The sequence below is a fragment of the Deinococcus terrestris genome (assembly GCF_009377345.1).
GTDB classification, from domain to species: domain Bacteria; phylum Deinococcota; class Deinococci; order Deinococcales; family Deinococcaceae; genus Deinococcus; species Deinococcus terrestris.
Genome location: NZ_WBSL01000001.1, coordinates 326,734 through 340,357 on the forward strand (window position 1 = coordinate 326,734; position 13,624 = coordinate 340,357).

The window sequence follows — 13,624 nt, forward strand, 5'->3', positions numbered from 1 at the left end:
GGCAGCCGCCACACGGTGGGCCACCTCCAGTCCTCTTCCCTCCTGCCCCTGGGCAGCGACGCTTCGGGCGGGCGCCGCCCCTCACCCCACCGTCTCCAGTGCCCTCGGATAGCTCCCGATGATCTTCGCGTAGCTCGCCTTCCTGAGCACCCCGGCGAGGGCCTGCGCCACCTTCGGGTCGTGGGCCGAACCCTCGATGTCCACATAGATCAGGTAGCTCCAGGCCCGGTCGCGGCGCGGCCTCGACTCGATGCGCGAGAGGTTCAGGCCGCGCAACTCGCTGAGCGTCTCGACCAGAAAGCCGGGCGTGTGGCGCACGGCGAAGACGAGGCTGGTCTTGTGCGGGGCGTCCGAGGGCTCGGGCTCGCGGCGTGAGAGCAGCAGGAAGCGGGTGAAATTAAACGGTTCGTCCTCGATCTCGCGGGCGAGGATGTGCAGACCGTACAGCTCGGCGGCGCGGGCGGAGGCGATGGCGGCCTCGTCCCTCGCGCCCCGCGCGGCGAGGTCTTGGGCGCTGCCCGCCGTGTCGTGCGCGGCGACGGGCTGCCACCCGTGCTGGCGAATCAGCCCGGTGCACTGGTCGAGCGCGGGCTGCTGCGAGACGACCCGGCGGATGTCCTCCAGGGGCACACCCGGCAGCGCCATCAGGCAGTGAGAGACGCGCACGACGACCTCGCCCACGACGTGCAGGTCCGTCTCGGCCAGCAGGTCGGTGGTCTGGTGAATCGCCCCCATCAGGCTGTTCTCGACCGGGAGGACCCCGTAGTCGGCCCCGCCGCCCTCCACCGCCGCCGCGACCTCGTGAAAGGTGGGAAAGCCGCGCGTGCCCACGCCCGTGTGGCAAATCCCGGCGCTTCCCAGCGCGTGCAGGGCCGCGATCTCGCCGTAGGCTCCCGGATTCCCCTGAAAGGCCACCACGGGAAGGGACCGCGTCCCCGATTGACCTGCTGTGCCTGGCCCGTTCATGGGAGGTAGGCTAGCGTGCCTGCCCCCGCGCCGGTGGGGCGTACACTGCCGGGGTGCTTCCCCTGATGCCCGATCCGGTGCTCGACCTCGACGCCGCCGCCCTCAGCGCTGCCACGCGCCGGGGCGACCTCACCGCGCTGGAGGTGACCCGCACCTACCTCGCCCGGTTGCGGGCGCATAACCCCCGTCTGCGGGCCGTCATCACGGTCAACGAGGCCGCCGAGGCCGACGCCGAGCGCCTCGACGCCCTGCCTCCCGAGCGGCGCGGACCGCTGCACGGCCTGCCCCTGCTGATCAAGGACAACATCGACGTGGCGGGGCTGCCCACGACGGCCGGAAGCCTGCTGATGACCCGGCACGTGCCCCGGCAGGATGCGCCGCTGGTGGCCCGGCTGCGGGCGGCGGGTGCGGTAATCCTGGGCAAGGCGAACCTGACCGAGTGGGCCAACTTCATGACCCTGGGGATGACGAACGGCTACTCCGGGGCGGGCGGCCAGACGGTGAATCCCTGGGGCGAGGGCATCGACACGGGCGGATCGTCAAGCGGGAGCGGCGTGGCGGTCGCGGCGCGGCTGTGCGTGGCGGCGGTCGGCACCGAGACGAGCGGCAGCATCCTCAGCCCGGCGCAGCAAAGCGGTGTGATCGGCCTCAAGCCCACCGTCGGCCTGATTCCGCGCACGGGCGTGGTGCCCATTTCGCACAGCCAGGACACCGCCGGGCCGATCACCCGCTCGGTGCGCGACGCGGCCCTGCTCGCCGGGGTGATGGCCGGTCCCGACGAGGCGGACGAGGCCAGCCGCCGTTTCCCGGTGCCGGGGCTGGACCTGCCCGAGGGGGCGCTCGCGGGCACCCAGATCGGCGTGATGCGCGAGCCTCCCGGCGGCCCCCTCTCCCCGGCGGAGACGGCCGCCCTCGCCCGCGCCGAAGCCGTGCTCACTGAGGCCGGGGCCACCCTGCGCGACGTGACGCTGGCGACCGCCGGGGACCTGAGCGGCTGGCGGCTGGAAGTTCTGGTGTACGAGTTCAAGCATGACCTGAACGCTTACCTCGCCGGGGTGCAGGACGGTCCCCGCAGCCTCGCGGAGGTGATCGCCGGAAACGACGAGGACCCCGAACGCTTCCAGCGCTACGGGCAGACGCTGCTGCATGCCGCCGAGGGGACGCGTGGCGACCTCTCGGAGCGGGCGTACCGCGAGGCACGGGCACGTGACCTCGACCTCTCGCGGACGCGGGGCCTCGATCCGCTGTTTGCGGACGGCTTCGACGCGCTGCTGTGGCCGGGACTGCGCGGCTACGCGGTGGCGGCCAAGGCGGGCTATCCCAGCGTGACGGTGCCGACCGGACTGCACGAGGGCGCCCCAACCGGGGTGCTGCTGACTGGCCCGGCGGCGAGCGACGGGCGCGTGCTGGCGCTGGCCGCCGACCTCAACCTGCGCCTGGGTGGGGTGCAGTTTCCGCCCGACCCAAGCTGATTATCCGGAAGGACCGTGTGGGGGCGGCTTGACCCCCCGCCCCGCTCCGCCTTACCATGCAGCGGCCCCAATTTACGGAGGCTCGGGGGCGGTTAGCTCAGTGGTAGAGCTTTCGCTTTACACGCGACGGGTCGGGGGTTCAAATCCCTCACCGCCCACCAACAACGCCGTCCAAGACGGCGTTCTTTTTTTCACCCCTCTCACCTCTAGGAGTGACAGACAACTGACAGACAAGTGTTCAGGCGCCGCGCCGCGCTGAGGCACCGATGGGCCCAGGTTCCCAGTGGAGCGCCCATCAAGTGGTCCCTCCGGAACAGACGCGAAGGCCTCTGCTCTAAGCAGGGGCCTTCCTTGTCGTCATTCAGGCCACCTAGCCTAGGTCAGGCTGTCCCCGGGTGCGCCGTGAGCCTCCTAGGTCAGCCCCATCTGCTCTTTGGCTACCTGGATGACCTGCGCCTGGCGCTCTTGGCTGCGCTGCGCGTAGCGCAGCGTCATCAGGGGCGAGGTATGGCCCACCACCTCCTGCAGGTCTTTCAGGCTCAGCACGCGGCTCACCAGGGCGCTGGTGATGAACGAGGCCCGGATGGAGTGAAACTCCCGGTCGTCCACCCGCGCCCTCTCCAGCACCAGCGCCCACTCGCGCCGCACATTCCGGGAGCTGAGCGGCGTGCCGTGGCGGGTCGGGAACAGGGGCTCGTACGCCTGGGCGGGTGGCGGGGGCGGCATCCAGCCTTCAGGCAGTCCAGAGACCGAGCGTGCCTGCGCCGCCCGCCGCTGCTTCTCGCGTACTTCGTCAGGCACGGCGCGGCGCTGCCCCCACAGCGGTGGTGCCATGAACAAGAAGCTCCCCTTGGACGCAGGCGAGACCGTTCCCCTGGCCATGCTCGCCATCGCTCAAGCGCGGGTGGGATTCAGGCGAAGGGTCCTGAACCATGAGGCGAGGGCCCCCTCAGGATCCGCCTGGCAGCAGAAGCACCACACCGCCCAGCACCAGCAACCCGGCGGGCACCAGCCAGCCGCCCAGAGTGCCGCCCAGAAGCACCGTCAGGAGGGCCGGAGCGGTGCCCGCGGCGAAGCGCAGCCTGCCGTTCCCGCTCAGACTGGCCGGCCCCGCCTGCCCCAGCCACGCCAGCAGTGTCAAGGCCACGCCCGGCATCAGCAGGGCCGAGAGCACCAGCCCCGCTGAGCCCCAGCCCATCCAGGTGGCGCCCAGCGCCCCCAGGCCCAGCAGCAGGCCCAGCGTGACGCCCGCAGGCAGGACCCGGGCCAGCCGCCCCTGCCAGCCGGGCAGCGGCAAGGTCGCGGGCACCACCGGGCCCAGCACTACCAGCAGCGGGGCGAGCATCTGCCCGAAGAGGAGCGGCGCGGCGCGGGTCAGCATGGGGTCCAGCCCCAGGGTCGGAGACAGGCTGGCGGCCAGGACGCCCAGGGGCAGGGCGAGCAGCAGGAGGCCGGGCGTGCGGGTCAGGTGCAGCCCGCTGCGCCACAGGGAGGCCTGGAAGGCGCCCGTGCCCCGCAGGGGCCAGGTCCACCGGCGCGGGGCCCGCGTGCCGTCCGGCCGCACGTCCGGCACCGGCAGGCCCAGGCGCCGGGCGCCGCGCCGCAGGTCCTCGACCTGGGCGTGCACCACCAGCGTGGCGGGAACGTCCCCGCTCCAGAAGCCCCGCCAGAGCCGCCCGAGGATCAGGACGCCGACGAGCAGGGAGAGCGGCAGCACCGCGGGATGCAGGCCACCCAGGAGGGGCAGCAGGAAGAGGCCCACGAGGCGGGCCCGGACCACCCGGTCTCCACTGACCCCGCTGTCATACCAGAGGGCCTGGGCCAGCAGGCGGCCGATGCTCAGCAGCGGCAGGCTGACCGCGACCACCCACCAGGTGGGGAACCAGGCCCACAGCAAGAGCCCCAGGGCCAGACTCTGCAGCAGAGCGGGTCCCAGCCGGGCGAGCAACGGACCCAGCCAGGCCTGCCACGGTGGGGCGGGGGTTCGCAGCAACAGGGCGTCCGTGGGGCTCAGGGTCAGGACCGGGCGCCGGACCAGCGCGGCCGACCCCCACCAGGCCGCCATCAGCGCCCCCACCACCACCGGGTCGGGCGCGGCCAGGGGCACCCGGGAGGTCTGCCAGAGGCTGACCAGCCCCACCAGCAGGGCGGCCCCGAGATACGCGCCCATCAGGAGCAGGCCCGATGTTCGCCAGCTCTCCCAGGTGCGCCGGGCGCCGCGCCGCCACCTCAGCGTCTGGAGGGCCCACAGCCCGGCGTCCTTCACGCGACGGACTCCGCGCCGCGCAACTCTCCCTGGTGGAGGTCGAGGACGCGGTGGGGCAGGCCATCCAGATCGGTGCCGTGGGTGGTGAGCAGCACGCTGCCCCCGGACTGGACGCGCTCTCCCAGGGCCTGCCGCAGGACGTCCCGTGACCCGGCGTCCAGGGTGCTGAAGGGCTCGTCGAGCAGGGTGAGCGGGAGCGTCAGTCCCAGGAACAGGCTGAGGGCGACCTTCTGGCGGGTGCCGCGCGACAGGTCTGACGGCCAGGCGTCCAGCCAGGGGGAGAGCCCGAACGCGCGGGCGAGGTCGAGGACCGGCTCCGGCGACCGGATCCACGCGGCGGCCATGAACTGGAGGTTCTCTTCCACCGTGAGGTCGTCCAGCAGGGTGGGTTCGGTGGAGACGAAGGCCGTCTGGGCGCGGGCGGGCCGGGAGCCGGGCGGGTGGCCGTGCAGGTCAAGGGTGCCCTGATAGGGCAGGTCCCCGGCGAGCGCGCGCAGCAGGGTGGTCTTGCCCGCGCCGTTCTCGCCCCGCAGGTGGGTCAGCTCGCCCGGCCGGAGGCTCAGGTGCGGCACGGTCAGGATGAAGCGGCCCGCGGCCGTGAGATGCACGTCCTGGGCGGTCAGGAGGGGGCGGGCAGCCTGGGGGGGGACGGTCATCGGGTCCGGGTACGGGGGCGTTGACGCGGAAGTTCCAGCCCCGAGGCGTACTTTGCCTGCCAGCCGACCCTCCCTGGCTCAAGTCCGCGCGAGGCTGCGCTCCCGGTCGGGAGACGAAGATCAGGCCCGGCCGGGTCCGGGGTTGACCTCATGGGTGCAGGTGTTCGGCCAGGTGCCCTGCGGGCGGCGGAGCGTGATGGTGAGGAACGGCTCGAACGTCTCCATATTCAGCTGGCGGGCATAGGCCACGCTGAGCCCCCCGATGGTCGCAGGCCCGGCAGCGTCCGCACCGGTGTGGTTGGCCCCCAGCCAGCGGCTCAGGGCCTGCACGTCGCGGGGCGTGCTGCCCAGGCACTGCTGGGCGACGGTGCCCAGTTGACGGTCCACCTGCGCGAGTTGCCGGTCGGTGAGGGGTCCGCCGCGCATGGTGAAGGTCACGTCGCGGATGGGGGTGCCGGGCACCGTGCGCGTGCTGAGGGTGTACTCGAAGGGCACCGCTGCGAGGTCACTGATCAGCAGGCCGTTCGCGCCTGTGGCGCGGATATGCCCGCCCCCTTGCAGGGCCACCTGCTTGAGGGACAGGGGGGCGGCCAGGGCCGACAGGGGAGTGAGCAGCACCATCAGGGCAAGCCAGGTCTTCATGGGAGTCTCCAGTCCTGGGATAGCACAGACCACCTTTCCAAGCGGCCCACTTCAGCGGGGCGGCCAGGATTCACCCTCCATACGACCAGTTGACATAGACCAGTCTGCAACGCAAACTATACCCATGACACAAAGCACTTTTTGCCCCCGACTTCCCCGTTCCTGTTTCATGGGCGCGGCCGAGGCCCGCGCGGCGATGCTGCCCCTGCTCGTGCTGGCGGCGTTCACGGTGGCCGAGCGGCTGCCGGCGGTGGGCTGGGGACCGGGGCTGCCCCTCGCCGTCGCGCTGACGGTAGCCGCCCTGGTGCGGCCCCGGCGCGCGGCGCTGGTGATGGCCCTGGGGGTCGGCCTGGTGGCGCTGGGCGTGGGCTCCGGGGAAACGGCTCCGGCGCTGGCGGGTCTGCTGGTCGTCCTCCTGTCGCCACTCGCGGCTCGGCGCTGAGCGGGAAGGGACACCGCCATGACCATGAACCTGCCCAACCCCGCCGACCACGCCCGGCTCCAGTCGCTGACCCAGGCCTACTCCCGCTTCTCGCACAACGCCCTGGGACTGGGGCACTTCTACGGGGCGGCCGTGCTGCCGCTGACCCTCTGGCTGGGCCGCACCCTGGACCAGCCGCGCCTGCTGAGCCTCTGGACGCTGGTGGTGGCGGTGGGCTTCTACCTCGTCATCAAGGCAGCGCAGGCCCGCTACCAGACGCTGGGCGAGGTCAAGGAACGGCCGGCCTCCGACCGGTTCCTGATGGGTCTGCTCAGTGGGGTGGGCGTGATGGCGCTCCTGAGCGCGGTGCTCGTCGGGGCCGGGGTCTTCACTTGGGCGGAGCTGATGCCGGCCCTGGCAGGCGACACGCAGGCCACCCAGGCCGTCGTGCTGCTGCTCGCCGCCCTGCCCGCCCTGGTCCGGCTGGTCAAGACCGCCCGCACACCCACGATGGGACTGGTGCTGTATGCCGCCGTGCTGGTGGGCAGCCGGGCCGATGACCTGGCTGCCTGGCGGGTCGGGATGCAGTGGGGAGCCGTGGCTCTGGTGAGTGCTTTTCTGGTGTATCTCGCCGTTCGGCAGCACCGTGAAGGCCAGCGCATTGCCACCGAACTGCGCGAGATGCGGGCCCGACTGGGCCTGACGGTGACTGCGTGAGCGCCCAGGACCCCCCGGGTCCGCCCGACCCCCTGCATGCGCTGCTCGGCCTCGACCGGGTGATTCACGAACCGGTGCGCCTCGCCATCCTGTCGCTGCTGGCCGGCGCCCAGGAGGCCGAGTTCAAGTTCCTGGAGTCCGCGCTGGGGCTGAGCAAGGGCAACCTCTCCAGCCACGCGGCCAAGCTGGAAGACGCCGGGTATATCGAGGTGCACAAGGCCTTCCGCGGCAAGCTGCCTGTCACGAGCTACCGCATCACGGAGGCGGGCCGCGCCGCGCTGGACGCCTACTGGGCGGCCCTGAGGGGGGCGGCGCCGGGCGGAAGCTGACGGGCGTCCTGACCAGCACCGCCCCCCGCACGTTCCGTTGCGGCGGCGCAGGCCACGCCCGGCGATGGCCACTTACGCCCGTCCCGTCAGCACCGCCGCCCCTGCCGCGAGCCGCCGCGCCGTGCTGGGGTGATCGTGGAACAGCACCTCCGTCAGGCGGGAGACGTTGGGGTCGCTCAGGTTGTCGTGGCCCAGGCGCTCCAGCACCCGGCGCATGGCGTCCAAGTCGCCCGTGAGCCGCAGGGCGTCTGCGTCGGCCCGGTACTCCATGTGCCGTTTCAGGGCATTGCCCAGCAGGTCGAGCGCCTTTTGCGCGACCATGAAGGTGGCCGCCAGCAGCGGAATCGCCGCGATGTCACCGGCGCCCTGCAAGCCCGCCCAGCCCCCCAGCGCCCCGAGCAGCGTGGCGGCCGCGCCCACCATGGTCATTAGGGACAGCCACTGCCAGCCCAGCAGCCGCCACAGGTCCCGGCGCCGGAAGTGCGCGAGTTCGTGCGCGATCACGAAGCGCAGGGCGTCGTCATCCGCTCCGGCGAGCAGGGTGTCGCTCAGGATCAGCTCCGCCCCTCTCGGCCCCGGCTGCACGAAGGCATTGGACATGCGGGTGTCGCCCGAGACGTGGGCCACGCTGACCTGCCGCAGCCGGACCCCGGCCTGCGCGAAGACCTCCCCCGCGATCCGCTCCACGCGGGCGTCCTTGGGTGGTTCGATGCGGGTGAGGCGGCGGCTCAGCCACGGCTGCGCGAGCGCGAGTCCCCCCAGCAGGGCCGTGATGACCCCCGCCGCGCCGGGCAGCCAGGCGGTCGGGGCGGCGCGGAACACCGTATTCAGGCCCAGGTAGATGCCTGCCGAGACGGTGTCGCCGATCAGGGTGCGCTGACCCCACTTGCCGAGCCACTTCCCGGGCGAGAGCCGCAGCAGTCCGGCCCGCCGGTCGGGGAGGTAGCCCAGCGCGTAGCTCAGCGGCAGGAACGTCAGCGACAGGCCCAGCGAGTAAACGCCCACGAAGGCCGCCCGCTCGAGAAAGGCGTCGCCCCCGCCCAGTGCCTCGCGCAATCCGGCCGCGCCGCCGCTGCCCACCAGCAGCAGATTCAGCGTGACATTGACGAGGGGCAAGAGGGTGGCCCGCGTGGTCTTCAGGCGTTGGTGATCGCGCTGCGCTTCGGGCGTCACGGCGGTGGGGGCAGGAGCGGTGGGGGCGGTCTGGGGCAGGGTCGTCATGGTGGGGCCTCCTGGGGCGGGCAAAGGGCGGGGACGGCCGGGGCGCGGGGCACTCCGGCGGGGGCGGACGGGGGAGGGTCAGGTCAGGGGATCACTCGGTCTGCGCGGCGTACAGGGCGCCGGGAAACAGCAGCCGGACGGCGGTGCACACGCGGCGCTCCGGGGCGGGGCCGTGGGCGGCGTAGCGGGCGAACAGCGCCCCGAGGTCGCGTTCGAAGTCGGCGTACTGCTCGGCGCTGAGGCTGAGGGTCTGAATATTCGCGATCAGGGCGTAGCTCAGGAGTTCGGCGGGTGGGGGGTCGGCCTCGAAGGGCGTGACTTCGCCGAGCCGCAGGGTAAAGGCCCCCTCCAGCCGCTCTTGGCTCAGCTCCTGGGCACGCTCCCGTACGGCCGCGGTAAAGCGGCCTTCCAGTTCGCGGAAGAAGGGCGCAAAGGTATCGGACACGTCGGCAGCGGCCGTCAGGCGGTAGGGCACCACGAAGCTCCGCGCCACCACCTGGTACCGCGTGCGCTTGCCGGGGCCGGGAACGCCGCGCAGCAGCTCCAGGTCCAGCAGCCGCCGCACGTGGTAGGTCGTGCGGTTGGCAGGCTGACCGAGCTGCCTCGCTGCCTCACTGGGGGTGGCAGGCTCGGCAAAGGCCCCCAGCACGCTCATGGTCTGCGGGTCCAGCAGCGCGCGTGCCTGCTGCGGCGTCTGGGCGGTGTGGGCTTCGGTCATGCCCCCATGATGCGGGCCGTCCTTTTCAGGTGGGAGGGCCAAATCTGAAAAGCTGCTGGGCGTGCGTGCGCCTCTCCGGGTGGGATCAGGCTGAGCGGAAGCGCCAGTCGCAGGAACAGGCTGAGGGCGACCTCCGGCCACTTGCCCAGGTGATGCTTGACGCTCATCTCCCAGATGCTGGCCGCGCTCACCACCAGCGTGTTGCCCGGATGGCGCAGGATCTGCGTCACGGCGGCGCTAAGGTACTCTGGCGCCCCTGCCGGATCACCGCCCCGAATCGGCCCAGCCCCCGTCGGGGCCGTCACGGCCCGACCGGCTCGCTGGGAGGAAAACGCTGAAGCGGGCGCCCCCCAGGGGAGAGGCCGCCGCGCTGGCCTGACCGCCGTGCGCCCCGGCGAGGGCCTTGACGATGGCGAGGCCCAGGCCGCTGCCGCCTGTGTCGCGCGTGCGGCTCTCGTCCAGGCGCGTGAAGCGGGCGAACACGGCGCGGCGCAGCGGCTCGGGAATGCCGGGGCCGTCGTCGTCAACGTGCAAGACGGCCTGCCCCCCGCCGGAGTCCACCTGAAGCTCGACCCGGCGGTGGGCGTGGCGCAGGGCGTTGTCGACCAGGTTGGCGGTGACCTGCCGCACCCGGTCCCGGTCGGCCAGCAGGGGCGCGGGGCGGGCGCTGAGCCGCAGCTCGATGCCCTGGGCGGCGGCCCGGTCGCTCAGGTCCCGCACGACCTGCGCGGCGATCTCGGCCAGGTCGACCGGCTGGGGGTGCAGGCCCAGTTTGCCCGCGTCGGCCAGGGTCAGCGTGCGCAGGTCGCCCACCAGCCGGGTCAGCAGCTGCACCTGACCGCTCAGCAGCGCGATCTGCCCGGCCTCCAGTGGATAGATGCCGTCCTCGAGGGCGTCGAGCCGCGCCTGGATGATGGCGATCGGCGTGCGCAACTCGTGTGCGATGTCGGCGATGGCCTGTCGGCGCTCACGTTCGAGGGCTTCGAGGTTGCCCGCCATCTCGTTGAAGGTGCGGGCCAGCTCGGCCACCTCGCGGTCGCCGCGCAGCAGGGGTGCCCGGGCCGAGAGGTCCCCGGCCGCGAGCCGGGTCGTCGCCGCCGTGACCGCGCCCAGGGGCCGGGCCACCCGGCGGGCCAGCCACAGGCTCAGCAGGGCCGCGAGTCCGGCAGCCACCAGGCCCCCCTCGACCAGGCTGCCCTGCACGTCGCGCACGAAGGAGCGGTTGCGCGGGTTCAGGGCAGCGGGCAGTCCGGCGGTCCTGGTCCGTCCCCGAACCGGCCCGTCCACCGCGCCGGGGTCAGGCGCCGCCTCGCCCGTGCCCGGGGCGGGAGCTGGCACCCCGGCCCGGCTGGGGAGGGGAGGGGGCGGCGGCGGCTCCTCGCCCCGGCGCTCCGCGGCCTGGCGCTCCCGCAAGTAGGCCTGAACCTCGGGGGGCAACCGGGCGACCTCGCGCTGCACCGCCAGATTGGAAAACAGGAACATTGCCCCCACCGCCAGCGCCGCCCTGCCGGACCTGGGGACGCTGGTGGCCCGGGCACGCGCCAACACCGCGGAGGTGATTCAGGCCCAGAACGCCCTGGCCGCCGCGCAGGAATCGCTCGAGGAACAGCAGCGCGACGTGCGGTTGCCGGACCTCACCGCCAGCGTGCGCTACGGCCCCAGCAGTGGCGGCGGCCTGAGCGCGAGCCTGAACATCAAGGAGGGCAGCGCGGGCCTGGGCTACTCGCTGCCCTTCGGGGGAACGGCGCCGGCGGGGGTCACCCAGGCCGAACTCTCGCTGCGGGTGGCCCAGCAGAACGCCGAACTGAACGTCCGCACCCTCTACAGCGCCGCCCAGAGCGCGGCCCTGACCGTGGCCTCGCAGCAGACCGCCGTGGAGGTCGCCCGCTCCGCCCTGAGTGCGGCGCAGGCCCGCCTCACGGCCAGGACCGGCACCGCCGACGACGTGACGGCCGCCGCCCTCGGTCCCGCGCAGGCCGAGCGCGACCTCGTGCAGGCCCGCGCGGCCCAGCAGACCGCCCTTCTTCGCATCGAGAACGCCGCCGGAGGTTCCCTGTGATTGTCCGCCCTGTCCCCCCGGTCGTGGACCTGCTCGGCGTGCGCAAGACCTACGCCCAGGGCGACGTGGTGTTCGAGGCCCTGTCCGGCGTGAGCCTCCAGATTCATCAGGGGGAGATGGTCGCCCTGATGGGACCCTCCGGCAGCGGCAAGACCACCCTGATGCAGATTATCGGGCTGCTGGACCGCCCCAGCAGCGGCACCTACCACCTCGCCGGGCGCGACGTGACCACCCTGACGGAAAACGAGCGGGCCGAGGCCCGCAACCGCGAGCTGGGCTTCGTCTTTCAGGCGTTTCACCTGCTGCCGCGCCAGACGCTGCTGGAGAACGTGGAGGTTCCCATGACCTACGCCGGGGTGCCCCCCCGCGAGCGCCGGGAGCGGGCGCTGGAGCTGCTGGCCGAGGTCGGGCTGGCCGACAAGGCGGGCAACCGGCCCACCCAGATCAGCGGCGGGCAAAAGCAGCGGGTGGCGATCGCCCGGGCGCTCGCGGGGCGGCCCCGGCTGCTGCTCGCCGACGAGCCGACCGGCAACCTCGACACCCGCACCTCTGAAGAAGTCATGGGCCTGTTCGCCCGGCTGCACGCCCAGGGCACCACCGTCATCCTGGTCACCCACGAGGCCGACATCGGCGCGTATGCCGAGCGGGTGGTGCGGGTGCGCGACGGCCTGATCGAGCGCGACGAGCGGCAAAGGCCCCACCGCCCCCCACCGCCCCCCGCCGCCGCCGCCGCCGAGACCCCCTCCAGTGAGGCGGCGCCATGACCGTGGCCGGGCAGCCGGGCGAACAGCCGGGGACAGGTCAGCCGCAGCCGGGGCGACCCGGCACCGACCCCCGCGAGGTCACGGGAGCGCCTCCCCAGGGCCGGGGCGGCATCGGTCTGGGCGGGGCCTTTGTGATCGCGTGGCGGGCCATCGTAGGCACGCCCATGCGCTCGTTTCTCACGGCACTGGGGGTGATTATCGGGGTGGCGGCGGTCATCGCGCTGACCGCCATCGGGCAGGGCAGCACGGCGGGCGTGACCCGGAACCTCGAGTCGCTGGGCACCAACCTCCTGACCGTGCAGAGCGCCCGCGGCCAGCCGGGCGGCTCGCTGGTGCGCGGCGGCCCCCGGCAGACGGTCACGCTGGAAGACGCCGAGGCGCTGGCCGGGGCCTTTGGCACGCGGGTCGCGGGGGTGGCCCCCACCACCCAGAGCAGCGTGCAGGCCAAGGTCGGCAGCGTCAATACCCAGGTCACGCTGCTGGGCACCTGGCCCGCCTACGAGACGGTCCGCAACAGCCCCGTCCAGAGCGGCAGCTATTTCACGGACGCGGACGTGGAGGGCCGCAAGCGCGTGGCGGTGATCGGCTCGCAGGTGGCGACGGACCTCTTCGCCGACGGCAGTGACCCGGTGGGGCAAAAGATCCGGCTGGGCGCCGTGACCTTCACGGTGGTCGGCGTGCTGCCCGACAAGGGCGACAGCGGCTTCGGCAACGCCAACGCGCAGGTCCTGATTCCGCTGAGCACCTACCTGCGCCGCTTTTCCCGCACCAACAGCGCGAGCGGCGAGCCGACCGTCAACAACGTCTACCTCCAGGCCGCCGACAAGGACGACCTGACCCCCCTCCAGGCCGACGTGACCGCGCTGATGGCCGAGCGCCACGAACTGGCCGACCCCGAAAGCTACGACTTTCAGGTGCAGAACCAGGCCGACTCGCTGGCGAGCCTGAACAGCGTGACCAGCACCCTGACGCTGCTGGTGGGCGCCATCGCGGGCATCAGCCTGCTGGTCGGCGGCATCGGGATCATGAACATCATGCTGGTCAGCGTGACCGAGCGCACCCGCGAGATCGGCATCCGCAAGGCGCTGGGCGCCAAACCGCGCGACATCCTGACCCAGTTTCTGGTCGAGGCGGCGCTGCTCTCGGTCGGCGGCGGAATCATCGGGCTGGCGCTGGGCATCGCCGCGGCCCACGCGGGAAGCGCCTTTGGCATCGCCCCGGTCTTTTCCGCCGCGCCCATCGCCGTGGCGTTTGTCTTCAGCGCCTTTGTCGGCGTGTTCTTCGGCTACTACCCGGCGGCCCGCGCCGCCCGGCTGGACCCGGTCGACAGCCTCCGGCACGAGTGAGCCCACGAGTGGGCCGGGTTCCGGCCGCACCTCCGCCCCCTCCCATT

At 72.6% G+C, this 13,624-nt stretch carries 16 protein-coding genes and 1 tRNA gene; 8 read left to right on the forward strand and 9 right to left on the reverse strand.

Going from position 1 to position 13,624, the window contains the following annotated elements; translation table 11 throughout:
• Positions 1-81: 81 nt before the first annotated feature.
• Entirely contained in the window at positions 82-966 is an 885-nt protein-coding gene (locus F8S09_RS01695; protein ID WP_152868388.1) for a prephenate dehydratase, read from the reverse strand.
• Positions 967-1,031: 65 nt separating this feature from the next.
• On the opposite strand from F8S09_RS01695, the gene F8S09_RS01700 reads away from it, so the two are divergent.
• Together F8S09_RS01700 and F8S09_RS01705 are read left to right on the forward strand one after the other, a co-directional pair.
• The gene (locus F8S09_RS01700) at positions 1,032-2,438 is read left to right on the forward strand and encodes an amidase family protein (protein ID WP_152869901.1); all 1,407 of its coding nucleotides are present in this window, start codon (positions 1,032-1,034) and stop codon (positions 2,436-2,438) included.
• A gap of 86 nt (positions 2,439-2,524) precedes the next feature.
• A tRNA-Val gene (locus F8S09_RS01705) sits at positions 2,525-2,599 on the forward strand.
• Positions 2,600-2,849: 250 nt separating this feature from the next.
• On the opposite strand, the gene F8S09_RS01710 is transcribed toward F8S09_RS01705, so the two are convergent.
• The 4 genes from F8S09_RS01710 to F8S09_RS01725 all read right to left on the reverse strand — a co-directional run bounded on the left by F8S09_RS01710 (position 2,850) and on the right by F8S09_RS01725 (position 6,002).
• A complete protein-coding gene (locus F8S09_RS01710; RefSeq protein WP_194165184.1) occupies positions 2,850-3,272 on the reverse strand; it encodes a tyrosine-type recombinase/integrase in 423 nt (140 codons plus the stop codon).
• A gap of 115 nt (positions 3,273-3,387) precedes the next feature.
• The gene (locus F8S09_RS01715; protein ID WP_152868392.1) at positions 3,388-4,704 is read right to left on the reverse strand and encodes a hypothetical protein; all 1,317 of its coding nucleotides are present in this window, start codon (positions 4,702-4,704) and stop codon (positions 3,388-3,390) included.
• Entirely contained in the window at positions 4,701-5,360 is a 660-nt protein-coding gene (locus F8S09_RS01720; RefSeq protein WP_152868394.1) for an ABC transporter ATP-binding protein, read from the reverse strand. The genes F8S09_RS01715 and F8S09_RS01720 overlap by 4 nt, the downstream gene beginning before the upstream one ends.
• Positions 5,361-5,480: 120 nt before the next feature.
• The gene (locus F8S09_RS01725) at positions 5,481-6,002 is read right to left on the reverse strand and encodes a hypothetical protein (protein WP_152868396.1); all 522 of its coding nucleotides are present in this window, start codon (positions 6,000-6,002) and stop codon (positions 5,481-5,483) included.
• Between the two features lie 124 nt (positions 6,003-6,126).
• Between F8S09_RS01725 and F8S09_RS01730 the strand changes: the two genes are divergently transcribed.
• From F8S09_RS01730 to F8S09_RS01740, 3 genes are read left to right on the forward strand one after another with little or no spacing between them, the layout of a single operon-like run.
• Positions 6,127-6,444: a hypothetical protein gene (locus F8S09_RS01730; RefSeq protein WP_152868398.1), complete on the forward strand. Its 318-nt coding sequence runs from the start codon at positions 6,127-6,129 to the stop codon at positions 6,442-6,444.
• Between the two features lie 18 nt (positions 6,445-6,462).
• Positions 6,463-7,140, forward strand: a complete 678-nt coding sequence (locus F8S09_RS01735) for a hypothetical protein (RefSeq protein ID WP_152868401.1) — start codon at positions 6,463-6,465, stop codon at positions 7,138-7,140.
• Positions 7,137-7,469: a winged helix-turn-helix domain-containing protein gene (locus F8S09_RS01740; RefSeq protein WP_322618427.1), complete on the forward strand. Its 333-nt coding sequence runs from the start codon at positions 7,137-7,139 to the stop codon at positions 7,467-7,469. Before F8S09_RS01735 ends, F8S09_RS01740 begins: the two co-directional genes overlap by 4 nt.
• A gap of 72 nt (positions 7,470-7,541) precedes the next feature.
• Here the strand turns inward: F8S09_RS01740 and F8S09_RS01745 are convergent, their stop codons facing one another.
• The 4 genes from F8S09_RS01745 to F8S09_RS01760 all read right to left on the reverse strand — a co-directional run bounded on the left by F8S09_RS01745 (position 7,542) and on the right by F8S09_RS01760 (position 10,890).
• Positions 7,542-8,690: a M48 family metalloprotease gene (locus tag F8S09_RS01745; RefSeq protein WP_152868403.1), complete on the reverse strand. Its 1,149-nt coding sequence runs from the start codon at positions 8,688-8,690 to the stop codon at positions 7,542-7,544.
• Positions 8,691-8,781: 91 nt separating this feature from the next.
• Positions 8,782-9,408: a helix-turn-helix domain-containing protein gene (locus F8S09_RS01750; protein ID WP_152868405.1), complete on the reverse strand. Its 627-nt coding sequence runs from the start codon at positions 9,406-9,408 to the stop codon at positions 8,782-8,784.
• A complete protein-coding gene (locus tag F8S09_RS01755; RefSeq protein WP_152868407.1) occupies positions 9,405-9,638 on the reverse strand; it encodes a PIN domain-containing protein in 234 nt (77 codons plus the stop codon). The genes F8S09_RS01750 and F8S09_RS01755 overlap by 4 nt, the downstream gene beginning before the upstream one ends.
• A gap of 34 nt (positions 9,639-9,672) precedes the next feature.
• A complete protein-coding gene (locus F8S09_RS01760) occupies positions 9,673-10,890 on the reverse strand; it encodes a HAMP domain-containing sensor histidine kinase (RefSeq protein WP_152868409.1) in 1,218 nt (405 codons plus the stop codon).
• Between F8S09_RS01760 and F8S09_RS01765 the strand changes: the two genes are divergently transcribed.
• From F8S09_RS01765 to F8S09_RS01775, 3 genes are read left to right on the forward strand one after another with little or no spacing between them, the layout of a single operon-like run.
• Positions 10,874-11,467, forward strand: coding sequence for a TolC family protein (locus tag F8S09_RS01765; protein WP_152868411.1), 594 nt, complete (start codon positions 10,874-10,876; stop codon positions 11,465-11,467). The genes F8S09_RS01760 and F8S09_RS01765 overlap by 17 nt on opposite strands.
• The gene (locus tag F8S09_RS01770; protein WP_322618428.1) at positions 11,464-12,231 is read left to right on the forward strand and encodes an ABC transporter ATP-binding protein; all 768 of its coding nucleotides are present in this window, start codon (positions 11,464-11,466) and stop codon (positions 12,229-12,231) included. Before F8S09_RS01765 ends, F8S09_RS01770 begins: the two co-directional genes overlap by 4 nt.
• Positions 12,228-13,577, forward strand: coding sequence for an ABC transporter permease (locus F8S09_RS01775; protein ID WP_152868413.1), 1,350 nt, complete (start codon positions 12,228-12,230; stop codon positions 13,575-13,577). The genes F8S09_RS01770 and F8S09_RS01775 overlap by 4 nt, the downstream gene beginning before the upstream one ends.
• Positions 13,578-13,624: the final 47 nt, after the last annotated feature.